Consider the following 23,281-nt stretch of genomic DNA (forward strand, 5'->3'; position numbering starts at 1 on the left):
CCTATCCCCCGCCGGCTGTTTTTTGGGCCCCGGGGGGTGCCGGCGGGGGGGGGGGCGGCGCCCCCCCCCCCCCCCCCCTCGGTTGTCGTGCGTTTATGCGGACGCCGTCTGCACCGCCGATTCGCCGGTGGCCCCGACCGTCACGCGGACGCCGTCTGCACTGCCGATTCGCCGGTGGCCCCGACCGTCACGCGCGCGGTGTTCTTGCGCACCAGCAACAGGGTCACCGCCGCGCCGAGCAGGGAGGCACAGCCGCAGATCACCACGCCGAGGGCCATGCCGTGGCCGAGCGCGGTCTGCGCCGCCGCCCTGGCGCTCCCGTGCCGCCGGTGTGCGGTGGCGGAAGCGTAGGTACGGCGTTTGCCGAGAACAAGAAAAGGGTCGGCTCGGGGCCATCGCGGTGTCGTATGGCTGGTATGCGCGGGCTCAGCCGCGGTCGGCTCCCACACGCACCACAAGCGCCCGCACGCTGTTGCCCACGAAGCTGGAGTGACGAGAGAGTCCGGCTTCGGCCACGGCGAGGTCGAGGTCGGGGAAGCGGGTGAACAGTCGCTCCAGGGCGATGGTGGCCTCCAGGCGCGCCAGCGGGGCGCCGAGGCAGTAGTGGGCGCCGTGACCGAGGGAGAGGTGCCGGGCGGCGCCGGGCCTGCCGTGGCGGGTGATGTCGAAGCGGTCGGCGTCCTGTCCGTGCGCGGCCGGGTCGCGTCCCGCGGCGGAGTATCCGGCGAGCACCGGTGTCCCCTTGGGGATGACGGTGCCGTCGACGGTCAGGTCCCGTACCGGATACCGGAACGGGAAGTAGCTGACGGGCGCGTCCCAGCGCAGCGTCTCCTCGACGACGTCCGCCCAGCTCGCCTCGCCGTTGTGGACCGTCTCCAGCTGGTCCCGGTGTCCGCACAGGGCCCGGACGGCGTTGGTGATGAGGTTCAGCGTGGTCTCGTGCCCGGCGATGATCATCAGCACCAGGGTGCCGATGAGTTCCTCCTGGCTGAGCCGGTCGCCCTCCTCGTCCCGGGCGGCGATCAACGCGCTGGTGAGGTCGTCGCCGGGGCGCTCGGCGCGCGCCTGGGCCACCGCGCCGAGCATCCCCACCAGTTCCCGGTTCGCGGCGACGGCCTTCTCCGGTTCGATGTCCGTGGCGACGACCTGGTTCGACAGGTGGTGGAGCCGGTCGCGGTACCCGGTGTCGACGCCGAGCAGTTCACCGATGACCCCCATCGGCAGCGGCAGCGCGAAGTGCCGGCGCAGATCGGCGACTCCCCCACCGTCCACGGCGGCACCGTGCAGGTCGTCGAGCAGTCCGGCCGTCAACTCCTCGACACGTGGACGCAGTTCCTCCACCCGGCGCGCGGTGAACGCCTTGCTGACCAGTGACCGCAGCCGCCGGTGGTCTCCGCCGTCGGCGGTCGTCATACCCCGCACGGTGGCGAACGTCATCAGCGGCCAGCCCGTGGCTATCCGTCCCTCGCGCAGCGCCGTGAAGTGCCGGGCCCCTTTGGCGACATCGGGATGCGCGAGGAACTCCTTGAGCGCCTCGTGCCCGAGCACCGCCATACCCTCCACCTCACCGGGCAGCACCACCGGTGCGACGGCGCCACGCGCCAGGAGCCGCGCGTTGTCGGCGTGCGGACAGCCGCCCGCGGGGTTCATACGGTGCGGGGTACCGGGCGCGCTGTCCACGGGTTCTCCTTGCTACGAGGCCGAGTTGGCGGTCGTACGACGCTGCTGGGGCCGTATGCCGACCGATTCTGCCTGCTCACAGCACCGCGCGCAGCAGCTCCGCGAAGCCCTTCGGATGGGCCAGGTTGCCGTTGTGGCCGACGGGGAATGCGGGCGGACATCGCTGCGCCGCGCACATGCTGATCGTGATGCTCGACGTGCGCCCCCACCCCGATACGACCCTCGGCGAGGCAGCCTCCCGTGCCGGGCTGCCGCAGCGGCTGTCATCCAAGGTGCTGGGGCGCCCGCGCCAGGCGGGAATCAGTCCCCGTCACCAGGCGGGGATCAACTGTCGAGGTCGTCGGCGAAGTGCCGGAAGCCGTGCCGGGTCCGGTGGATGCTCCACAGGGCTTCCGCGAGCACGGCCGGGTCCTTCCTCGGGTGGCCGGGAAGGATCGCGCCGGGGATGACGAGCTGCCCGACGTGGATGCCGTCGCCGGCGAGCGTGTCGTGCAGCAGGTGGCCGTACGCACTCTCGGCGGCGAAGGCGATCGAGGTGCCGGCCCGGTCGGGGTGCGGCACCGCCGCGGTGCCGCCGTTGACGAGGAGGATGGTGCCCCGGCCGAGCGCACGCATCCCGGGCAGCACCTGCCGCACGGCGGTGACCGGCCCGTAGAGCGAGAACTCGATCGGGCCGACGAGGTCGGCGGGGTCGATCTCCAGGACGGGCCGCATGAAGTCCTTGTGCGGGACCGGGCTGTACTGCAGGACCTCGATCGGGCCCAGCGTCGCGGCCGCGGCGTCCAGAGCCGCTTCGAGGGCCTTCCGGTCGCGTACGTCGGCGGCGAACCCGCGCGCCGTGACGCCCGCGTCGGCGAGGTCGGCGGAGAGGCCGCCCACCCGCTCATGGTTGCGCGAGATGAGCGCGACGTCGAAGCCCTCGCGGCCGAAACGCCGGGCGACGGCGGCGCCGAGTCCGGGGCCCGCGCCGATGATGGCGATGGTGGTCATGGTCTTCACCTCGGGTGACGTGAGCGGTCGACTCAGGGTAGGCGCGCCGCGTTGCTTCCGGACGCCGGGACCCGCCGAACGTGGGGTGAGCGACCCGCTCACCCCACGTCGAGCACCGCCTTGCCCCGCAGCCTCCGGCTCGACAGCGCCTCCACCGCGTCCGCGACCTTGTCCCACGGGCCACGCCAGCCGACGGGCACGCGCAGCCTGCCCGCCACGACCAGGGTGAGCAGTCTGTCCAGCTGGGCCCGGCGGTCGATGAGACCGGTGCCGTTGTAGACGGAGACGAGGGTCTGGGGGATGGGGCTGCCGAGGGTGGAGCCGACGGGGAGGGAAGCCTCACGGCCGGAGGCCCAGCCGACGCTCTGGAGTGTGCCGCCCGGGGCCAACAGGGCGTAGGCATCGACCAGTTGGTCACCGCCGACCGTGTCGATCACGACGTCGACCGGTTCCGTCACTCCGGCGAGTCCGATCGCGACCTCGTGCGCGCCGAGCCCGATGAGCCCCTGGGCGCTCTCCTCGGTACCGGCGACGCCGATGACGTACGCGCCTCCGAGGGCCGCGAGCTGCACGGCGAAGGCGCCGACGCCGCCGGACGCGCCGGTCACCAGGACCCTGCGGCCGAGCAGCGGTCCCGCCTGCTCCAGCGCGCGCAGTGCCGTGCCGGCGGCCACCGGCAGGGTGGCCGCCTCGCCCAGGTCGACGCCGCCGGGCACCACGGCCACATCCGCGACATCCATGGCCCGCAGCGCGCCGAAGCCGCCACCGGCCGCGAAGCCCACCACCCGGCTGCCGACGGCGGGTCCCCCGCCGCCCGCCGCCGCGGTGACGACCACTCCGGCCGCGTCGAACCCGATGACCTCCCCGGGCTCGGCCCGCTGCGCGAAGAACAGCTCGGCCGCGTTGAGCGACGTGTGCCGGACCTCCACCAGAACCTGGGCGGGACCCGCAACAGGATCCGGTGCCTCACCCAGCCGCAGCCTTCCGGGTGCCGTGGGGTCGACGATCAGTGCGCGCATGAGAGGTACCTTCTCTCGTCGTGAGCGACTCGCCTCGCACCCCCAACCTCCGCCGATCCGGAGTTCTTCCCGCCGCTGTCCCGCCCGGCGCGATGGGACGGGCCCCTGCCGGCGTTGAACTGCTGCTGCGACACGACAACTTGGGCGGCGGTCGGGCCGCGCACCGGGACGCGACCTGCACGTACGCCGACGGGCTCGAGGACACCACGGACAGCTTCGGGTGGATGCGTGGAATGGATGAGGTCGTCAACGCGTTGACCGGAGCGGGACTGAGCACCCAGCCTCCGGTACGGCTTCCTGGCGGCCCACTCACCTCACCTCGCACCGCTGAGAACGCCACTGAGAGGCACATCACAGCCGAATCGCCGCTTGTCGTGGTACTCTCCGGTTAGCGCTCGTGCTTCGCCCTTCTCAGGGCGCCGGTGCCAGTTCCTCTCTCCCGCTGTAAGGCCCGTCGATCGACGACCGGCCCAGCAGCTTCTCCGCATCGCCTCTTGACCACGGCCACGGGCTGTTCCCGTCCGTCGTACCCGGGGTGATGTTCCCGCCGCACCGAGGCGCGCCCCTCGTGCCCTCCGCTTCGCGGCCCCTCCCCTTCTTTGCGCATGTCGCACGCACTTCCGTCCGTGAAAGGACCTCCTATGACCACCACACTCGAACGCCCCCCTGTAGAACAGCCGCCCCAGACCCAGACCGTCACCGGTGTCCTCGACATCGACGGCAATGAGAAGGGGCACCTGCGTGCCGAGAGCTGCCGGCCCTCGCCCGCCGACCTTCAGGTCTCCCCCACGCTGATCCGCCGCTACGGCCTGCGCAAGGGAGACACCATCGAAGGCGTCCGCGGCGGGCCCCGCGCGCTCGGCGAGATCGAGCGGATCAACGGCCGCAGCCCCGAAGAGCTGCGCCGACGCCCGCACTTCCGTGACCTCACCCCGCTGCACCCGCGCGATCGACTCCGCCTGGAACACCCGGCGAGCGGTCTGGCCGGGCGCCTCGTCGACCTGGTCTCGCCGGTCGGCAAGGGCCAGCGCGGTCTGATCGTCGCCCCTCCCAAGACCGGCAAGACGGTGCTGCTCCAGCAGATCGCCGCGGCCGTCGCCGGCAACCATCCCGAATGCCACCTGATGGTGGTACTGCTCGACGAGCGCCCGGAAGAAGTGACCGACATGCGGCGCTCGGTGCGAGGCGAGGTCTTCGCCTCGACCTTCGACAAGACGCCCAAGCAGCACATCGCGCTCGCCGAACTCGTCATCGAGCGGGCCAAGCGGCTCGTCGAGATGGGCGAGGACGTCGTGATCCTGCTGGACTCCCTCACCCGGCTGTGCCGGGCGCACAACAACGCGGCGGCCTCCGGTGGCCGCACCCTCAGCGGCGGCGTCGACGCCTCCGCGCTCCAGGGCCCCAAGCGGTTCTTCGGCGCCGCGCGCCTCGTCGAGGAGGGCGGCTCGCTCACCATCCTCGCCACCGCCCTGGTGGAGACCGGCTCCCGTGCCGACGACTTCTTCTTCGAGGAGCTCAAGAGCACCGGCAACATGGAGCTCCGCCTCGACCGTCCCCTGGCATCCCGCCGCGTCTTCCCGGCCGTCGACATCACCCCGTCCGGCACCCGCCGCGAGGAACTCCTTCTGCCCGCCGGTGAGTTGGCGGCCGTGCGCGGCCTGCGGCGCGCCCTGCAGACACGGGACGGCCAGGCCGGCCTGGAGACCCTTCTGGAGCGGATGCGCGCCACCCCGGACAACGCCACCTTCCTGCGCCAGGTCCAGCCGACGCTGCCCGCCTGACCTCTCAGGTGCGGCATCCGGGTGCTCGATGCCGCCGCTCGGGCCCGGCGCCCCGGCGTACGGCGACTCGGTTCCTACGTTTGCGGTATGACCATCGGATTCTCATCCCGTGCCGCCGTTTCTCGCGCCGCGGTCTCGCGCGCCGCCCTCTCCTGCTCCGCCGTCTGCGTCGTCGGCGCGCTGGCCCTCGCGCCGAGTGCGGCCGTCGCCCGGACCGGTACGGACCCGGGAGCGCCGAGGCCCACGGCATCCCAGCCGCCGCCCCTGTACCGGCCCGGGACGCAGGTGCGGCCGAGGGCCGGGGCGCCCGAGGTGCCGACGGACGTGTCCGCGCTGTCGTGGCTGGTGGCCGACTCCCGCACCGGCGCGGTGCTCGCCGCACACGACGCCCACCTCAAGCTGCCGCCCGCCAGCACCCTGAAGACCCTGTTCGCCCTGACGGTGCTCCCCACGCTGCCCGGCGGCATCCGGCACACCGTCAAGGACGCGGAACTGCAGGGCATCGGAGACGGCAGCAGCTTGGTGGGGGTCGCCGAGGGCCACACCTACCAGGTGGCCGACCTGTGGCGAGGTGTCTTCCTGAACTCCGGCAACGACGCCGTGCACGTGCTGGCCGCGATGAACGGAGGCTGGCAGACCACGGCCGCCCGGATGCAGGCCAAGGCCCGCTCCCTCGGCGCACTCGACACCCACGTCATCTCGCCCGACGGCTACGACTCACCCGGGCAGGTCTCATCGGCGTACGACCTGGCCGTCTTCGGGCGGGCCGGGCTGCGCAACCCGGAATTCGCGCGGTACTGCTCCACCGCCGAGGCCACGTTCCCCGGCGACGGCTACGCGTACCAGATCGAGAACACCAACCGGCTGCTGACCGGCGCCGACGGGGTGGCGCCGTACCCGGGCCTGATCGGCGTCAAGAACGGCTACACCTCCCACGCGGGCAACACACTCGTCGCCGCCGCCCGGCGGGGCGGGCGCACTCTCGTCGTCACGGTGATGAACCCTCAGGCAGGCGGCGGGTTCACGGTGTACGAGGAGGCGCGCTCGCTGCTCGACTGGGGCTTCGCCGCGGCCGGACACGTCAATCCCGTGGGGACGCTCCTCGACACGCGTGCCGTCCGGGCGGCTGGCCCCGCTGCCCCGTCCGTCCCGCTCGCCCCGGACGATGCGTCCGGCTGGCCGGAGGCGGCCGGGATCGCGGGCGCGGCCGGCCTGGGCGCCGGGGGCGTGGTCCTGGCCCTGCGGCTCAAGAGCGGGCGAGCGACGCGCGGCTGACCGGCCGGCAGCCACAGCAGCAGCCCGAGGGTGATCCACGTGTACGTGTTGCTGCCGAGGAACCCGTCGAGGCCCGAGGCGTCGTCGAACCACAGCCACACCACGCTGCTGCACAGCACCGCGTACAACGCTCCCGCCACGCGCGGCCAACCCCGGTGCAGCAGCACGGCGAAGGACGGCAGCAGCCAGACGAGATGGTGCACCCATGTGATCGGACTGACGAGGCAGGCGGCGAGCCCGGTCAGGGCGAACGCGGCCGTCCAGTCCTCGTCGGCCAGGGCGCGGGAAGTCCGCCACGCCCACACGCACAGGACCAGCAGACAGGCTGTCGCCCAGGCGGCGCGGTTCGGTTCGCCCGGCGCCGCGAGCCGGGCCAGGACGCCCTGCAACGACTGGTTGGAGACATAGTCGAGTCGGCCGACCCGGGCCGTGTCCCACAGCGCCTCGGTCCAGTAGAAGCGCGAGGCGTCCGGTGCCGCCCAGGCCGCCAGCGCGGTGGCCGCCGCCGCGACGGCCGTCGCGAGCGCGGCGGCACGTCGGCGTCCGGCGAGCAGCAGCAGGCCGATGAAGAGCGCGGGGGTGAGCTTGACCGCCGCGGCCAGACCGATACCGACGCCTGCCCACCGGCCCCGCCCGGTGGACAGCAGCCGGGCGTCGCACAGCACGAGGGCGAGGAGCAGCAGGTTCACCTGGCCGAAGCTGAAGGTGTCGCGGACCGGTTCGAGCAGGGCCAGCAGGCAGCCCGCCACGACGAAGCCGAACCAGCCGTACCGGCGCAGCGCGGGCCCGACCAGGATCCACACCACGGCGGCCAGCGCGGCGAGGTTGAGCAGCAGCCCGGCGACGATGGCGGTGCGCAACCCGACCAGCGCCATCGGCAGCATGCCGAGGGCCGCGAACGGCGGATAGGTGAAGCCGTACGTCGTTCCCGGCACCCGGTAGTCGTAGATCCGGCCTCCGTGGTGGACCCAGGTGTTGACCGTCCCGTAGTAGACGCGCAGGTCGAACCAGTCGCGCAGAAGCGGCACGGTGGCGGTGAACACACCGACGGCGACGGCGAGGCCGAGCACGAAGAGCAGCCGCCAGCGATCGGTGCTCAGTCCTCTCATGCCGCCCGCTCCAGCACCGGTGCCTGCGCCTGCGCCGCCTGGTGAGCCTGCCAGAGCACGACCAGGGCGAGCACACCGCCGGAGACGGCCAGAACCACCTGTTCGGCGTCGGGCGGTGCGCCGCTCGGCAGCACCGCGAGCGCGAGCACCGCGCTGGCGGCCGCGACCCGGCGGCGCACCGAACCGGTGGGCGCCGCAGCGGCGATGAGGAACAGGCCCCACAGCGCGTACCAGGGCCGGACGGCCGGGCCGAACACGGCCACCGCGGCCAGACTCAGACCCAGCGCGTAGATCGGCCCGGGCCGCAGGCGCAGCCAGATGAACAGCACCACGACCACGGTCACCACGAGTCCGGTCGCGTGCCACACGGGCAGCGCGAGCGGCGCGAGTCCACTGCCGAGTTTCTGCAGCAGGACACCGGTGACGCGGCCGAGGACGCTGGTGGGCGACCAGTTGTGCGGCGAGACGGGGGTCTTCAGGGCCGCGATCCAGCCGTATCCCGTACCGGCCACGGTGGTTGCCGCGACCGTCGTGGCGAGGGCGACCCCGGTGGTGGTGAGGGCGCATCTCACCGTCCCCGAGCCGCGTCCGCGCAGCGCGACGACCGCGGGCAGGCCCAGCAGGGCGGGCGCCTTGACCAGTGCGGCGAGGGTGATGAGGACGACGCCCAGGACGTGCCATCTGCCCCGCGCGGCCACCAGTCCGACGCCCAGCAGGCCGAGCATGATGGCGTCGTTGTGCGCACCGGCCACCAGGTGGAGCAGGACGAGGGGGTTGAGCGCGCCCAGCCACAGCGCGGCGGCCGGATCGGCGCCGCTGTGCCGGGCGAGCCGGGGCAGCGCCGCCGCCATCAGGGCGACGCCGAGCAGGGCGACCAGGCGCATGCCGAGTAGGCCAGCCGGTATCTGACCGCGCGTGAGCCCGGAAAGCGCGGAGGCGACCGCGAGGAAGACCGGGCCGTACGGCGTCGTGGTCTGCTGCCACACCGGCGCGACCTCGTCGGCGAGCGGGCCGCCGAGCTGCGCGGGGCCGTGCGCGTACACATCTATGTGCGCGTCCACCATGGCGCCCTGCGCGAGATAGCTGTACACGTCCCGGCTGAACAGCGGTGGCGCCAGCAACAGGGGCGCCGCCCAGACGGCCAGCACGAGCAGCAGAGCGCGTGGAGTCGGCGGTTCTGGTCCCCGTACGACGGTTCCGAGCAGTGCCCAGGCGGCGATCAGCAGGACGACGCCGAAGTAGACGCCGACCAGGCCGAGTACGGCACGCCCGGACTCGGGCGCGAGGAGGTCCCGGGCGGGCAGCGCTCCGGCCGTCTCACCGCCCAGCGCCAGAAATGCGGTACCGGCCAGACCGAGGGCCTGACAGCGGCGGAGATCGACGGGGAAAGCCATGGCCAACACTCGGGAAGCGTGTCAACGCCGGGTGGCCGGCGGGCTACCTCATGCCATCCGGGCGGGAGCCGTTGTGTGACCTCCACGTGGTCGCTCCGCTGGAATCAGCGGTGCTTTGCCGGCTGCGGCTCCGTCGTGGCTGGTCGCGCCCACGCGGCGGAGCCGCACGATGTCGCAGCCCCGCGCCCCTTACGGGGCGCCACCGCATCGGACGTCGGCACGTCACCTCAGAACACCGACAAGCCCGTCAGCGTCGTAAAGCGGTCCAGCGCCGCCACCCCCGCCACCGAGTTGCCCCGCTCGTCCAGGCCCGGGCTCCATACACACAGCGTGCAGCGGCCCGGCACGACCGCGATGATGCCGCCTCCAACGCCGCTCTTGCCGGGCAGGCCCACGCGGTAGGCGAAGTCGCCTGCCGCGTCGTACGTGCCGCAGGTGAGCATCACAGCGTTGACCTGCTTGGCCTGGCTGCGGGTGAGCAGCCGGGAGCCGTCGGCGCGGACGCCGTGCCGGGCGAGGAAGCCGGTGGCAAGGGCGAGGTCGGCGCAGGACGCCTCGATCGAGCACTGCCGGAAGTACTGCTCGAGCAGCACCGGGACGGGGTTGTCGATGTTGCCGTACGACGCCATGAAGTGGCCGAGCGCGGCGTTGCGGTCGCCGTGGGCGGCCTCGGAGGCGGCGACGTCCTTGTCGAAGGTCAGCGAGGGGTTGCCGCTCTCGGCGCGCAGGAAGTCCAGCAGCGTGGTGGCCGCGTCCCCCGTCTGGGTCTGCAGCCGGTCCGTGACGACGAGGGCGCCCGCGTTGATGAACGGGTTGCGTGGGATGCCGTTCTCGTACTCCAGCTGGACGAGGGAGTTGAAGGGGTTGCCGGAGGGCTCGCGGCCGACGTGCTCCCACAGTTCGTCGCCCTCGCGGGCCAGGTCGAGGGCGAGTGTGAAGACCTTGGTGATGGACTGCGTGGAGAAGGGCTGCCGCCAGTCCCCCACGCCGTACACCGTGCCGTCGAGCTCCGCGACGGCCATGCCGAAGCGGCGCGGGTCGCAGGCCGCCAGCGCCGGGATGTAGTCGGCGGGCCGGCCGCGCCCCGGCGTCTGCGCGACCTCGGTGGCGATGCGCTCCAGGACCGGCTGGAAGGTCAGGGAGGGAGACATGATCACCATTGTGCCGCCCGGCCGGTCCTGGTGCTCATCGGGTTCAGACCGCCTGCGGGGTGCCGCTGCCGGCGACCACCTCGGGGCGCAGCAGGGCCGCCAGCCGTTCGGCGGGCAACAGGCCCTTCTCCAGGACGAGTTCGGCGACTCCGCGCCCGGTGGCGAGGGCTTCCTTGGCGATGTCGGTGGCCGCCGTGTACCCGATGTACGGGTTCAGGGCGGTCACCAGGCCGATGGAGTTCTCCACCGCGGCGCGCAGCACCTCCGTGTTGGCGGTGATCCCGGCGACACACCGCTCGGCGAGGGTCAGGCAGGCCGCCCGCAGATGCGTGATGCTCTCGGACAGCGAGTGCAGGATGATCGGCTCGAAGGCGTTCAGCTGGAGCTGTCCGGCCTCCGCGGCCATGGTGATCGCGACGTCGTTGCCGATCACCTCGAAGGCGACCTGGTTGACGACCTCGGGTATCACCGGGTTGACCTTGCCAGGCATGATGCTCGAACCGGCCTGCACCGGCGGCAGGTTGATCTCGTTGAGGCCCGCGCGCGGCCCGGAGGACAGCAGCCGCAGGTCGTTGCAGCTCTTGGACAGCTTGACCGCGATCCGCTTGAGCACGCCCGACATCTGGACGAAGGCACCGCAGTCCTGGGTGGCCTCGACCAGGTTGGCGGCGGTGACCAGCGGCAGCCCGGTGATGTCCGCGAGGTGTCGGCGCACCGACTCGGCGTATCCGGCGGGGGCGTTGAGCCCGGTGCCGATGGCGGTGGCGCCGAGGTTGATCTCGTGGATCAGCTCGACGGCCTCGGCGAGTCGGCTGCGGTCCTCGTCGAGCATGACCGCGAACGTCGAGAACTCCTGCCCGAGGGTCATCGGCACCGCGTCCTGGAGCTGGGTGCGCCCCATCTTCAGTACGTCGCGGAACTCGACGGCCTTGGCGGCGAACGCGTCCTGGAGCACCGCCATCGCCTTGAGCAGCCCGCGCACCGCGAAGACGGTGGCGACCTTCACGGCGGTCGGGTAGACGTCGTTCGTCGACTGGCCGAGGTTGACGTCCTCGTTGGGGTGCAGGTGCGTGTACTCGCCCTTGGCGTGCCCGAGGAGCTCCAACGCCCGGTTGGCGACGACCTCGTTGGCGTTCATGTTCGTCGAGGTGCCGGCGCCGCCCTGGATGACGTCGACGACGAACTGGTCGTGCAGCTTGCCGTCCCGGATCTCCCGGCAGGCCGCCACGATGACCGCCGCCTTGCGGGGCTCGAGCAGACCGAGTTCCTCGTTGGCGCGGGCGGCGGCCTCCTTGACGGCGGCGAGGGCGTCGATCAGATGCGGGTAGGTGGAGATCGGGGTACCCGTGATGGGGAAGTTCTCCGTGGCACGCAGGGTGTGGATGCCCCAGTACACGTCGGCGGGGACGTCGCGGTCTCCGAGCAGGTCGTGTTCGCTGCGGTGGGCTGCGGCGGTCATGGCGGTGCGGGCCAACTTTCAGCAGGCAGTGGGTGATTCAGGCGTACGGGGGGGTGCGTGAGCGCCTGTGTATGAGCCCCGGTTGGCCCCCCGCTCGAACGTAGTTGAGAGTGGAGGAGGAGCTACTGGGGCCTTTCGGCAACGCGGCGCGCGTGCGTGCCGGGCGGCGGGCGCCCGGCCCGGGTTCAGACACAGGCTCCGAGGGGGTCAAGGGCTCGGGTCGGGCGGATGTGACCGACCACCGCGCCGCCGCCGAGGAGCGGCGCACCCGCGAACTCGGTGAGCGCGGCCAGGTCGACCCCGGCGCGGGCCAGGGCAGCGGCGGCCACGGGAATACGCGCCCGGTCGGCCCCGTCGGCGATCTTGACGGCGACAGCCCGGCCGTCCGGCAGCGCCGCGACCTGGACGCCTTCGAAGCCGTCCTTGGTGAGCAGGCCCGGTACGGCCCGCATCAGCGCGGCGACGTCGCGCCCGGATCCCGAGGCCATCTCGGCGTGTTCGCGCATCGCGTCGGCCACCCGCGCCTCGGGGGTGCCGGCGGCGGCGGTGGTGATGCGGGCCGCGGCGCGGGCGAGGCCGTGCAGCGACACGGAGAACAGGGGCGCGCCGCAGCCGTCGACGGTCACCCGGGCGATGGCCTGTCCGGTGAGGTCCTCGACGATCTCGGCGACGGCCTGCTGGAGCGGGTGCGCCGGGTCGAGGTAGTCGTCGAGCGACCAGCCGTTGAGGTGAGCGGTGTACAGCATCGCCGCGTGCTTGCCCGAGCAGTTCTGGGCGAGCCGCGAGGGCAGCCGTCCCTCGCGTACCCAGGCTTCCCGTACGACCGGGTCGAAGGGCAGGTCGGGGACGTTGCGCAGCCGGTCTTCCGGCAGTCCGGCCAGCTCCAGGATCCGCCGGGTCCCGGCGAGGTGCCGCTCTTCGCCGGAGTGGCTTGCCGCGGCGAGCGAGAGCAGTTCGCCGTCCAGCGGGAGACCGGCGCGCAGCATGGCCACGGCCTGGACGGGCTTGAGCGCCGAACGGGGGTAGAAGGCGGCCTCGATGTCGCCGATCTGCAGCTCCACAGTGCCGTCGGGGGCAAGCACGACCACCGAGCCGTAGTGGATGCCTTCGATGACACCGCCGCGTACGAGATGGGCGACGGGGGCGTGCAGCGGTTCACGGATCACCGGGGCCGCGGCGAGCGAACCGCCGTACGTCAGGGACTCGTTCACGCGTCGACCCCGTCGCGTATCCCGGCGACGCGGCGCCGCACTCCGTACCAGCCCACGACCAGCACGGCCACGATCAGCGGCAGACACAGCACGGTCGTGCGGCCCGCGCCCCCGTCGGCGTACATCAGCACGAGCACGGAGGCGAGGAAGACGATGGTCACGATCTCGGTCCACGGCGAGCCGGGCAGGCGGTAACTCGGCCTGGACAGCTCGCCGTTCTGGGTCTTCCGCCAGAACAGCAGGTGACAGAGCATGATCATGCCCCAGGTGGAGAGGATGCCGATCGCCGCGAAGTTCAGCACGATCTCGAACGCGTCGGCGGGCACGACGAAGTTGAGGCCGACGCCGAGGACGCAGATACCGCTGGTCAGCAGGATGCCGCCGTACGGGACCTGGCTGCGGCTCATCACGCCGGTGAACCTCGGGGCCGAGCCGGACATCGCCATGGAGCGCAGGATGCGGCCGGTGGAGTACAGGCCGGAGTTGAGGGACGACATGGCGGCGGTGAGGACGACGAGGTTCATGACGCCGCCCGCGGCCGGGATGCCGATGTTGGACAGCACGGTGACGAAGGGGCTCTGGTCCGCGCTGTACTTGCTCCACGGCAGCAGCATCGACAGCAGGACGACCGAGCCGACGTAGAAGAGCCCGACACGCCACATGATCGAGTTGATCGCCTTCGGCATGATCTTCTCGGGGTTCTCGGTCTCGCCCGCCGCGACACCGACCAGCTCGACGGAGGCGTAGGCGAAGACGACGCCCTGGATGATGAGCAGCATCGGGAGCAGGCCGCTCGGGAAGATGCCCCCGTTGTCGGTGATCAGGGACGGGCCGGGGTTGTGGCCGTCGACCGGGTGCTGGGTGACCAGCAGGAAGATGCCGATGAGCATGAAGACGACGAGCGCGCTGACCTTGATGATCGCGAACCAGAACTCCAGTTCACCAAACAGGCGTACGGATATCAGGTTCACGGTGAGGACGACGGCGAGCGCGATGAGCGCGATCACCCACTGCGGGATGTCGGAGAACATGCCCCAGTAGCGGGTGTACACGGCCACGGCGGTGATGTCGGCGATGCCGGTGGTGGCCCAGTTGAGGAAGTACATCCAGCCCGCGACATACGCGCCCTTCTCGCCCAGGAACTCACGGGCGTACGACACGAAGGCGCCGGACGAGGGCCGGTACAGGACGAGTTCGCCGAGCGCCCGCACGACCAGGAAGGCGAAGAGGCCGCAGACCGCGTAGGCGACGAAGAGGGAGGGCCCGGCGTCGGCGAGGCGGCCGCCGGCGCCGAGGAAGAGACCGGTGCCGATGGCTCCGCCGATGGCGATCATGTTGACGTGCCGGGACTTCAGCGACTTGCTGTAGCCCGCGTCTCCGGCGTCGACATGTCCGGTGGGCCGCACCTCGGTCCGTGTGGTGTCTTTTTGCAGGGATCGCTCGCTCACGCCTGGGGTCCGCCTTCCGCGGGTGAGTCCGTGCGCTCGGGGCGCACGATGGAGGTGAGGGTGGTTTCGACGCGGTCGAGGTGATGCGACATGGCCTCCACCGCGTCGTGCTCGCAGCCGTCGATCAGCGCCTCGACGATGGCGCGGTGCTCGCGGTTGGACTGCTCGCGGCGCCCGCCCAGTTCGTTCAGGAAGGCCGACTGACGGGCCAGCGCGTCCCGGATCTCCTCGATGACCCGGCGGAAGACCGGATTCTGGGAGGCCTCGGCGACGGCGATGTGGAAGATCGTGTCCATCGCGACCCACGCGGTGGTGTCGGTCTCCCGCTCCATCCGGTCCAGGAGATGGGCCAGGTGGTCGAGGTTCTCCGGGGTGCGGCGCAGGGCCGCGTACCCGGCGACCGGGATCTCGACATGGCGGCGCACCTCGAGCAGATCGCTCGCCGCGTAGTCGCCGAAGGTGGGGTCCTGGACCGTGTTGGCGACCACGAAGGTGCCCTTGCCGGTGCGGGACACGGTCAGACCCATGACCTGCAGGGCCCGCAGCGCCTCGCGGAGCACGGGCCGGCTGACTTCGAGGCGGCGGCACAGCTCCGCCTCGGAGGGGAGTTTGTCGCCGATGGCGTACTCGCCGCGCTCGATGGCGCCGCGAAGGTGGGTGAGCACCGCTTCCATGGCGCTGACACGCCGCGGTACCGCTCCACCTGTCTGGCTGTCTGACAGGTTCACGGGGCTGATCCTGCGGGTGGCGAGAGGGCGCTGTCAAGGGGAGCGAATGGAAAAATTCAGGGGGCGTGAAGCCTGTAAATCGGCTTCACGCCCCCAGTGATCAGGTTGTTCGCGTGCTCAGCTGTCGAGGACACCCGTGGTCAGCAGCCCGAACAGCGCGACGCCGATGATGATCCGGTAGATCACGAAGGCGTTGAAGGAGTGCTTGGCGACGAACTTCAGCAGCCAGGCGATGGAGCCGTACGCCACCACGAAGGAGACGACGGTACCCACGGCCAGCGGGGCGGCGCCCACGCCCGTGCCCAGGGCGTCCTTCAGCTCGTACAGACCGGCGCCCGTGAGGGCCGGGATGCCGAGGAAGAAGGAGAGCCGGGTGGCGGCGACACGGTCCAGGTCGAGGATGAGCGCCGTGGACATGGTGGCGCCGGAGCGCGAGAAGCCAGGGAAGAGCAGGGCGAGGATCTGGGAGCTGCCGACCAGCATCGCGTCCTTGAACGAGGTGTCGTCCTCGCCACGCTTGTGCCGGCCCATCTGGTCCGCCGCCCACATCACAGCGCTGCCCACGATCAGTGAGCCGGCCACCACCCACAGCGAGGCGAGCGGCCCCTCGATGAGCGGCTTGGCGGCGAGGCCGACAACCACGATCGGGATGGTCGCGTAGATGACCCACCAGGCGAACTTGTAGTCGTGGTGGTAGCGCTCCTCACGGTTGCGCAGCCCGCGTCCCCAGGCGGAGACGATCCGCACGATGTCCTTGAAGAAGTACACGAGCACGGCGGCGATCGCGCCGACCTGGATGACCGCGGAGAACCCGACAACGGCGTTGTCGTCGACGGGGATGCCCATCAGCCCTTCGGTGATCTTGAGATGGCCGGTCGAGGAGACGGGGAGGAATTCGGTCACCCCCTCGACGGCTCCGAGGACGACGGCCTGACCGACGTTGATGACGCTCATGGGATCCAGTTCTGAGTTGGTCGACAGTGCTGTAGACGGTGCTGGGGGACAGTCTTACCTATGCGCGCAAACTCCCGGCACCTACGTCCACAAAGCTTGCGCGAACGAGACACCGGCGAACGCCGCGCCGAGTCCGGCCGTCACGCTCACGATCGCGTTGGCCGCAGCGTAGAGCCCCGCGCCGGTCTCGGTCAGCCGCAGTGTCTCGTACGAGAACGTCGAGTATGTCGTCAGGGCCCCGCACAGACCGGTGCCGATCAGTAGTTGCAGGTGCCCCGAGGCGTGGCCGGCGGAGGCGGCGCCGGTCAGCAGGCCCAGCACCAGACAGCCCGTGACGTTGACCACCAGGGTGCCCCAGGGGAAGACCGTGTCGTGCCTCAGCTGCACCGCGCGGTCGGTCAGATAGCGCAGGGGCGCGCCGACCGAGGCGCCGATGACCACGAGCAGCCAGTTCACAACGACTTCTCACCCTTCCCGCCCCTGTCCACCGAGGTGTCCCGTCGGCCGACGTACCGGATGACCTCGCATCCGTCGAGGATCACCAGCCCTTCGGTGACCAGTTCGTCGAGCTGCGGGAGAAAGCCGCGTACGCGCTCCTCGGTGTCCACGATCACGACGGCCACCGGAAGGTCCTCGCTGAGCGAGAGCAGCCGGGAGGTGTGGATCATCGAGGAGGCTCCGAAGCCCTCGATGCCCCGGAAGACGCTGGCGCCCGCGAGACCGGCCGCGTGGGCGCGGTGCACGATCTCCGTGTAGAGCGGCTTGTGGTGCCAGATGTCGTTCTCGCCGATGAAGATCGTCACCCGCAGGGCGCTGCCCGTCAGCCTCGTCATCGTTGCCTCCATGCCAGGGCGCGGCGTGCCGCCGTCACCGCGAGCCATACCGCCGCGAGCGCCGCGCACAGGGTCGCGGCGAGGTAGCCGAAGCCGGTGCCGGGATGGCCCGCGTCGACCAGTTTCTGGATGTCGACGGCGTACGTCGAGAAGGTGGTGAACCCGCCCAGCACTCCGGTGCCGAAGAAGGGCCGCACCAGCCGGTGGGCGGCCCACACATCGGTGATGAGGACCATGAACACGCCGATCACGGCGCAGCCGAGGACATTGACCCAGAATGTGGTCCAGGGGAATGAGCCCGTCTGCGCGGGCCACAGTTGCGCGGCTCCGTAGCGGGCGGTGGCGCCGATGGCGCCGCCGAGCGCGACCATCGCGACGACCGGACCCTGGCCGCGCCAGGAGGACGCCTGCCGCCCTGGCATGCGTACAGGCGCGTCGGGGTCGTCGACTCGCTCGGGGTGCGGGACTGTCATGTGCGTACTGCTCCTACTCGCCGGGCCCGGGCAGCACCGGGCGCACGTCATCGCAAGTAGGGACCGTTGGCGGCACGGGTGCCGCGGTTCGGGTACGGCGGGCCCCACCGCCGCGCCGCGACGCAAGATCGCGGCCGGTGAACAGGGTAACGCCGGGGGCACCGGCCGCGCACACGCGGCTCGGTCCGTGGCTACTGGGCAGCTGCTCAGTCCGGTCAGTCCGGCTAGCCCGTTCAGTCCGGCGAGCCCGGCCAGCCCGCTCACTCCGGCGAGCCCGGCCAGTCCGCTCACTCCGGTCAGTCCGGCGGTCCGGCCAGTCCGGTCAGTCCGGCCAATCCCGCTCAGTCCGGGGAAGCGGGCAGCTCGCACACCGCGAGGCCCCTTTCCCACAGGCTGCCCAGGATCAGGCGGCCGTCGGCCTCACAGGCGCTGGTGACCATGCGGAAGCGTGCGCGGCGGCCTTGGAGGTGGTGCAGGATGCGGCCCTCGTCGTCGACCGCGACGACGCCCGTGGTGCCCGGAGGACGGAACGGCGTGCGCACTGCCAGGCGGGCCGCGCCGCGCCGCACGGCGGGACCGCGGCGGTGCAGGAGTTCCAGGGCGGCGACGCGGGGTCCGGCGAGCGCCACCCAGATCGGGCCGCCGGGGGCACGCCAGAGGTTGTCCGGCTGACCCGGCAGATCGTCCACGAAGGTCTCGGCGCGGCCCTGCTTCGGCCCGGCGAGCCAGTACCGGGTCAGGCGCCGCACGCCGGTCTGCGCGACGACGAGGAAGGACTCGTCCGCCGAGGGGGCCAGCCCGTTGGCGAACTGCAGTCCCTCCAGGAGCACTTCGGGTTCCTTCTCCCCCGGTGCCAGGCGCAGCAGGCGGCCGGTTCCGGTGTGCTCGACCAGATCGCCGATCCAGTGCTCCAGGGGGTAACTCCGGCTGGAGACGGTGAAGTAGACGGTGCCGTCCAAGAGCGCGACCACGTTGCTGGCGAAGCGCAGGGGTTCACCGGCCACCGTGTCGGCGAGGACGCCTGCGGTGCCGTCCTCGAGCGCGATGCGCAGCAGTCCGCGACGGGCGTCGCAGACCAGCAGGGCTTCGTCCGGGAGGAGTTCGAGCCCCAGAGGCCTGCCGCCCGTCTCCGCGATGACCTGCACTCGGGTGCGGGCGGGATCGGCGATGCCGTCGACGCGTACGATGCGGCCGTCCTCCAGGCCGGTCAGCACCCGGCCCCGGGCGTCCGCCACCACGTCCTCCGGTCCTCGGCCGCCGAGCGCCACGAAGCGCCGGGGTACGAGGGCGGTGCGGCGGCCGGTGTCTCGCGGGTGAGCCATATGTGCCTCCTGAGGGGGACGCGTACCCTGCGGCCGGTGCGCCTACCAGCCCTTCTCGAAGAAGCGGCTGACCTCGGCGATGCGGTACTCGTCACGCCGATAGAAGGTCCGCCGTCTGATCCTCTTGGCCCGCAGCAGACCGACCCCGGTGAGCAGGTCGAGGTGTGTGCGGGCCACGGCGCGGCTCACGCCGAGCTTGGTGGCGAGGGCCGCCGGGGTGACGCCGTCCTCGACGAGGTCGCCGTGGCGCTGCGGCGGAAAGTGCGCGGCAGGGTCCCGCAGCCACTCCAGGATGTCCATGCGTCGCTCGCTTACGGGAACCCTCAGCATCTCGTCCCCCTCCGTCACGGCGGTCTCCCGCTACTGTCCCGCAGCCCGGGGCGGTACGCACGGCCTTCCACGACGCTGGCCGGAGCCGCACCGCCGCGGGATAAGCCGAAGGGCCCGGCCGCAACGGCGGCCGGGCCCACACGCGCTCAGCGGTGGCTGAACCACGACATGGCCGGAAGCGCCTTGTCGTCGAAGCCGAACAGGGCCTGGTTCTCCCAGCCGTTGCCGGAGCCGGCGTCCGTCGGGTCCCAGCCGTTGCCGGTGACGGCGGTCCAGGTGGCCTCCCAGTAGAAGACACCGAGACCGCGGCCGTTCGGGACGGCCTCCACGATGTTCGCCACGGCGTTCATCCACGCCGTCTGCCCCGCAGTCGTCGCCGGGTAGCCGGAGACCAGTTCGCCGGTGGTGTCGATCTGGTTGACGAGCGAGTCGTCGCTGTCGAGACGGAAGGGGTAGGCCGTCTCGGCGATGAAGACCGGCTTGCTGTAACGGGAGGCGACGTCGTCGAGGGTGGTCTGGGCGGCGGAGAGCGAGCCGTGCCAGTAGCCGTAGTACGACAGGCCGATCACGTCGTAGTTGATGCCGTACGTGGCCGCGTTGTCGAACCACCAGCGGACGGTGGCGTCGTCCCCGGCGTTGGCCAGGTGCAGCGCGACCAGGGTGCTGGAGGAGACCGCCTTCGCGGCGCTGTAGCCGGAGTTGATCAGCCCGGCGAGCTGCGACCAGTTGCCCGTGGACCCCTCGGACCAGAGCAGGCCGCCGTTGATCTCGTTGCCGACCTGCACCATGTCGGCCGTGGTGCCCTGTGCCTTCAGCGCGTTGAGCACGTCGTACGTGTGGTTGTAGACGTCCGTCTTCAACTGGCTGTACGAGTGACCGGCCCAGGCGGCCGGCTTGCTCTGGGCGCCCGGGTCGGCCCAGGTGTCCGAGTAGTGGAAGTCGACGAGGAGCTTCATGCCCTGCGCCTTGATGCGCTTGGCCATCGCGAGCACGCGCGTCTTGTTGTTGTAGCCGTCGGCCGGGTTCACCCAGACCTTGAGACGGGCGTAGTTCATGCCGGAGGACTTGAGAATGGCGAGCGCGTCACCCGTCGTGCCCGAGCTGGTCTTGTAGACGCCGCCGAGAGCCTCGCTCTTGGCGAGGGAGGAGATGTCGGCGCCCTTGATGGCGAGGCCCGTCGAGCCCGAAGTGAAGCTGAGGTCGTCGACGTTGATCCAGTTGCCCGCGTTGGCGTCGGAGTTGATGCTGATCGTGCACTGGTTGTTCGTCACCGCGATGGAGGTGACGATCCGGACCCAGCCGCTGGCGGAGACCGGCAGGTCGGTGCGCTGCTCCGAACTGCCGCAGCTCTTGAGGGCTATGTAGGCCGAGTTCTGGCCGCCGCCGGAGCGCACCCACGCGGTGAGGGTGTAGTTCCCGTTGGTCAGTCCGGAGAGGTACTGGTAGGTCTCCACCTTGTAGGCGGAGGCCGAGTAGTGGGTCAGGCGGTAACTCCCGCTGTGGCCACCGGACTCGGTGAACGAGGCGGCGTTCTGGCCGGCCGCCGAGTACGTCGACCAGCCGGTCGGCGTAGCGGTGCCGGTGCCGTCCGACTCGAAACCGGCGTTCGTGAGGGTGCTCGCCGCCTGCGCCGACTGCGCGGGAAGGGCGATGAGGGCGAGCCCGGCCACGAGCGGTAGCAGCAGGGCCCTGAGTGTGCGTCTGGGATGGAACATCGTCGTCCGTCGTCCCTTCGACGTGATGGGGATGGGGATGCCCCCCGATCGAGCTGGGGGAACCCCTCCGCCCGCGGCTCGTGCGCTCACACGGGCGGAGGGGAGTCGGCTCGCCGTCAAGTTCCCTGAACCGGACGGCAGTTGATCCAACCGGCATCGAGTCATGCGACCCGAGCGCCGGCTGACCGGCCGTCGAGCCGCAGACCCGGACGGCAGTTCGGTCGGCGTCCGAGTCGCGCGACAAGGACGGCGATTCAGCCGCCAAGTCGCACGACTCGCCGGGCAGTGGAGCGATTCAGCCGCCAAGTCGCACGACTCGCCGGGCAGTCGCGCGATTCAGCCACCAAGTCACGTGACTGGCGGGGCAGTGGGTCAGCCGTCCAGTCGTACGACGCGCACCGTCCCGGCGGGTACCGCGAGGCACCCCGCGGCGCGTTCACCCGTCAGGAGTTCGGTGCCGTGCGCATCCAGCGGCACCTTGGCGTCCGAGAAGGTGTGGTTGACGGCGAAGACGTAGGCGCCCGACTCGCCGCTGCGGCGGACCACTTCGACGTCGTGGGGCAGGTCGGCGCGCGGCGCGATGCGCGCGTCGTCGGCCGCCCAGCCGATCAGGGCGTCCAGCCCCTGGGGTCCGAGACGCGTGGACACGTACCAGGCCGAGCCCTCCCCGAGGCGGTGCCGAGTGACGGCCGGGCGGCCCGCGGTGAGGCCGTCGGCGTACGTCCACACGGTCTCTGCGCCGCGCGGCACCACGAACTCGGTCCACACGTCGCCGGTGAGCTCGGAGCCGTCGGGGCCGGTGATGCGCACCAGGTCGCCCTGGAGCAACGGCGAGAACTCCTCGACGGTGAGGCCGAGTACGTCCCGGAGGGCGCCCGGGTAGGCGCCGTCGTGCACGGCGTCGTGCTCGTCGACGATGCCGGAGAAGTACGAGACGACGAGTGTGCCGCCGTTTTCGACGTAGGCCTTGAGGTTGTTCCCGGCGGCCTCGGTCATCAGGTAGAGGGCGGGCACGACGACAAGGGGATACGCCGACAAGTCGGCTTCCGGGTGAGCGAAGTCGACGGTGAGGTGGCGGTCGTAGAGCGCCTCGTAGAAGGCGTCGGCGCGCTCGCGCGGGTCGTGGTCCTCGCTGGGGCGCCACTGGAGGTTCTGCGCCCACCAGGAGTGCCAGTCCCACAGCACGGCGACGTCGGCGACGGTGCGGGTGCCCTTGAGGGACGCCAGCGAGTCGATGCAGGCGCCGAGCTCGACGACCTCGCGCCACACCCGGGAGTCCGTGCCGGCGTGCGGCAGCATCGACGAGTGGAACTTCTCGGCGCCGCGCCGGGACTGCCGCCACTGGAAGAACATGGCGCCGTCGGAGCCGCGCGCCACATGCGCGAGGGAGTTGCGGGCCATCTGGCCCGGGGCCTTGGCGGGGTTGCGGGGCTGCCAGTTGACGCCCGACGTGGAGTGTTCGAGCAGCAGCCAGGGTGCGCCGCCGGCGACCGAGCGGGTGAGGTCGGCGGCCATCGCGAGGTTCACGTGGGTGCGGCGGCCGTCGGTGATCAGGTAGTGGTCGTTGGTGACGAGATCGACCTCGCGGCCCCAGGCCCAGTAGTCGATGGAGTCGCACTGGCTCAGGGCCGTCATGAAGTTGGTGGTGACCGGGATGCCCGGCGCGAGACGGTGCAGGATGTCCCGCTCTGCGATGAAGTTCTCGCGCAGCGTCTCGTCGGCGAACCGCTTGTAGTCGAGCGCCTGGGCCGGGTTGCCGACGGTCGGGGTCACGCGCGGCGGGTTGATCTGGTCGAAGTCCGCGTAGCGCTGCCCCCAGAAGGCGGTGCCCCAGGCCTCGTTGAGCGCGTCGATCGTGCCGTATGTCCGGTTCAGCCAGCGGCGGAAGTGTGCCGCGCAGGACTCGCAGTAGCAGGCCGAGACGGGGACGCCGTACTCGTTGTGGACGTGCCACAGGGCGAGCGCGGGGTGGTCGGCGTAACGGCCGGCGAGCTGGGTGGTGATGTTCGCGGCGGCGGCCCGGTAGTCGGTGTTGCTGTGACAGATGGCGCCGCGTGAGCCGAACTCGTAGCGGGTGCCGTCGGCGGCCACCGGCAGCGCCTCGGGGTGCTCGCGGTAGAACCAGGCGGGCGGCGCCACGGTCGGCGTCCCCAGGTCGGCGCGAATGCCGTTCTCGTGCAGCAGGTCGAGCAGGCGGTCGAGCCAGCCGAACTCGTAGGCGCCCGGAGCCGGTTCGAGCAGCGCCCAGGAGAAGATCCCGACGCTCACCATCGTGACGCCCGCCTCGCGCATCAGCCGGACGTCCTCGTGCCAGACGCTTTCCGGCCACTGCTCGGGGTTGTAGTCCCCACCGAAGGCGAGCCTGGTGAGGCCCCTGGGGGTGGTCTCCGGCATGGATCTCTCCCGTTT

At 71.2% G+C, this 23,281-nt stretch carries 20 protein-coding genes and 2 pseudogenes; 3 read left to right on the top strand and 19 right to left on the bottom strand.

What is annotated here, in order from left to right; all coding sequences use genetic code 11:
* Positions 1-140 precede the first annotated feature (140 nt).
* The 4 genes from AB0D27_RS24645 to AB0D27_RS24660 form a co-directional block, all read right to left on the bottom strand.
* Positions 141-278 carry a hypothetical protein gene (locus tag AB0D27_RS24645; protein ID WP_362512568.1) on the bottom strand — a complete coding sequence of 46 codons (138 nt, stop codon included), beginning with the start codon at positions 276-278 and terminating at the stop codon, positions 141-143.
* 148 nt (positions 279-426) lie between these two features.
* Positions 427-1,680: a cytochrome P450 gene (locus tag AB0D27_RS24650; protein WP_362512571.1), complete on the bottom strand. Its 1,254-nt coding sequence runs from the start codon at positions 1,678-1,680 to the stop codon at positions 427-429.
* A gap of 324 nt (positions 1,681-2,004) precedes the next feature.
* The gene (locus AB0D27_RS24655; RefSeq protein WP_362512574.1) at positions 2,005-2,670 is read right to left on the bottom strand and encodes an SDR family NAD(P)-dependent oxidoreductase; all 666 of its coding nucleotides are present in this window, start codon (positions 2,668-2,670) and stop codon (positions 2,005-2,007) included.
* Positions 2,671-2,768: 98 nt separating this feature from the next.
* The gene (locus tag AB0D27_RS24660) at positions 2,769-3,689 is read right to left on the bottom strand and encodes a zinc-binding dehydrogenase (RefSeq protein ID WP_362512576.1); all 921 of its coding nucleotides are present in this window, start codon (positions 3,687-3,689) and stop codon (positions 2,769-2,771) included.
* 110 nt (positions 3,690-3,799) lie between these two features.
* On the opposite strand from AB0D27_RS24660, the pseudogene AB0D27_RS24665 reads away from it, so the two are divergent.
* From AB0D27_RS24665 to AB0D27_RS24675, 3 genes and pseudogenes are all read left to right on the top strand, one after another.
* Positions 3,800-3,961 (top strand): annotated as a pseudogene (locus tag AB0D27_RS24665) (SAM-dependent methyltransferase); the annotation flags it as partial.
* Between the two features lie 369 nt (positions 3,962-4,330).
* Positions 4,331-5,470, top strand: a complete 1,140-nt coding sequence (rho, locus tag AB0D27_RS24670) for a transcription termination factor Rho (protein WP_362512579.1) — start codon at positions 4,331-4,333, stop codon at positions 5,468-5,470.
* 87 nt (positions 5,471-5,557) lie between these two features.
* A pseudogene (locus AB0D27_RS24675) lies at positions 5,558-6,463 on the top strand (D-alanyl-D-alanine carboxypeptidase); the annotation flags it as partial.
* A gap of 11 nt (positions 6,464-6,474) precedes the next feature.
* Here AB0D27_RS24675 and AB0D27_RS24680 read toward each other — a convergent pair.
* The 15 genes from AB0D27_RS24680 to AB0D27_RS24750 form a co-directional block, all read right to left on the bottom strand.
* Entirely contained in the window at positions 6,475-7,854 is a 1,380-nt protein-coding gene (locus tag AB0D27_RS24680) for a glycosyltransferase 87 family protein (RefSeq protein ID WP_362512581.1), read from the bottom strand.
* On the bottom strand, positions 7,851-9,248 hold the full coding sequence (gene mptB / locus AB0D27_RS24685; RefSeq protein WP_362512583.1) for a polyprenol phosphomannose-dependent alpha 1,6 mannosyltransferase MptB: 1,398 nt from the start codon (positions 9,246-9,248) through the stop codon (positions 7,851-7,853). The genes AB0D27_RS24680 and mptB overlap by 4 nt, the downstream gene beginning before the upstream one ends.
* Before the next feature lie 227 nt (positions 9,249-9,475).
* A complete protein-coding gene (locus AB0D27_RS24690; protein WP_362512586.1) occupies positions 9,476-10,408 on the bottom strand; it encodes a glutaminase in 933 nt (310 codons plus the stop codon).
* Positions 10,409-10,442: 34 nt separating this feature from the next.
* A complete protein-coding gene (aspA, locus tag AB0D27_RS24695) occupies positions 10,443-11,858 on the bottom strand; it encodes an aspartate ammonia-lyase (RefSeq protein ID WP_362512589.1) in 1,416 nt (471 codons plus the stop codon).
* Between the two features lie 185 nt (positions 11,859-12,043).
* A complete protein-coding gene (locus tag AB0D27_RS24700) occupies positions 12,044-13,069 on the bottom strand; it encodes an asparaginase (RefSeq protein ID WP_362512592.1) in 1,026 nt (341 codons plus the stop codon).
* Positions 13,066-14,517 carry an amino acid permease gene (locus AB0D27_RS24705; protein ID WP_362512595.1) on the bottom strand — a complete coding sequence of 484 codons (1,452 nt, stop codon included), beginning with the start codon at positions 14,515-14,517 and terminating at the stop codon, positions 13,066-13,068. Before AB0D27_RS24705 ends, AB0D27_RS24700 begins: the two co-directional genes overlap by 4 nt.
* Positions 14,514-15,191, bottom strand: a complete 678-nt coding sequence (locus tag AB0D27_RS24710; RefSeq protein ID WP_362512718.1) for a FadR/GntR family transcriptional regulator — start codon at positions 15,189-15,191, stop codon at positions 14,514-14,516. Before AB0D27_RS24710 ends, AB0D27_RS24705 begins: the two co-directional genes overlap by 4 nt.
* 171 nt (positions 15,192-15,362) lie before the next feature.
* Positions 15,363-16,199 carry an undecaprenyl-diphosphate phosphatase gene (locus AB0D27_RS24715; RefSeq protein ID WP_362512597.1) on the bottom strand — a complete coding sequence of 279 codons (837 nt, stop codon included), beginning with the start codon at positions 16,197-16,199 and terminating at the stop codon, positions 15,363-15,365.
* 81 nt (positions 16,200-16,280) lie between these two features.
* Positions 16,281-16,655, bottom strand: a complete 375-nt coding sequence (gene crcB, locus AB0D27_RS24720; RefSeq protein WP_362512599.1) for a fluoride efflux transporter CrcB — start codon at positions 16,653-16,655, stop codon at positions 16,281-16,283.
* The gene (locus tag AB0D27_RS24725) at positions 16,652-17,032 is read right to left on the bottom strand and encodes a DUF190 domain-containing protein (protein ID WP_362512602.1); all 381 of its coding nucleotides are present in this window, start codon (positions 17,030-17,032) and stop codon (positions 16,652-16,654) included. Before AB0D27_RS24725 ends, crcB (AB0D27_RS24720) begins: the two co-directional genes overlap by 4 nt.
* Positions 17,029-17,454: a fluoride efflux transporter CrcB gene (gene crcB, locus AB0D27_RS24730; RefSeq protein WP_362512721.1), complete on the bottom strand. Its 426-nt coding sequence runs from the start codon at positions 17,452-17,454 to the stop codon at positions 17,029-17,031. The genes AB0D27_RS24725 and crcB (AB0D27_RS24730) overlap by 4 nt, the downstream gene beginning before the upstream one ends.
* A gap of 392 nt (positions 17,455-17,846) precedes the next feature.
* On the bottom strand, positions 17,847-18,827 hold the full coding sequence (locus AB0D27_RS24735; RefSeq protein ID WP_362512605.1) for an SMP-30/gluconolactonase/LRE family protein: 981 nt from the start codon (positions 18,825-18,827) through the stop codon (positions 17,847-17,849).
* Positions 18,828-18,869: 42 nt separating this feature from the next.
* Entirely contained in the window at positions 18,870-19,157 is a 288-nt protein-coding gene (locus tag AB0D27_RS24740; RefSeq protein WP_362512724.1) for a helix-turn-helix domain-containing protein, read from the bottom strand.
* Between the two features lie 146 nt (positions 19,158-19,303).
* Positions 19,304-20,872, bottom strand: a complete 1,569-nt coding sequence (locus AB0D27_RS24745; protein WP_362512608.1) for an arabinogalactan endo-1,4-beta-galactosidase — start codon at positions 20,870-20,872, stop codon at positions 19,304-19,306.
* 372 nt (positions 20,873-21,244) lie between these two features.
* On the bottom strand, positions 21,245-23,266 hold the full coding sequence (locus AB0D27_RS24750; RefSeq protein ID WP_362512611.1) for a beta-galactosidase: 2,022 nt from the start codon (positions 23,264-23,266) through the stop codon (positions 21,245-21,247).
* Positions 23,267-23,281: the final 15 nt, after the last annotated feature.

It is taken from the genome of Streptomyces sp. NPDC048415 (assembly GCF_040651675.1).
Classification (GTDB): Bacteria; Actinomycetota; Actinomycetes; order Streptomycetales; family Streptomycetaceae; genus Streptomyces.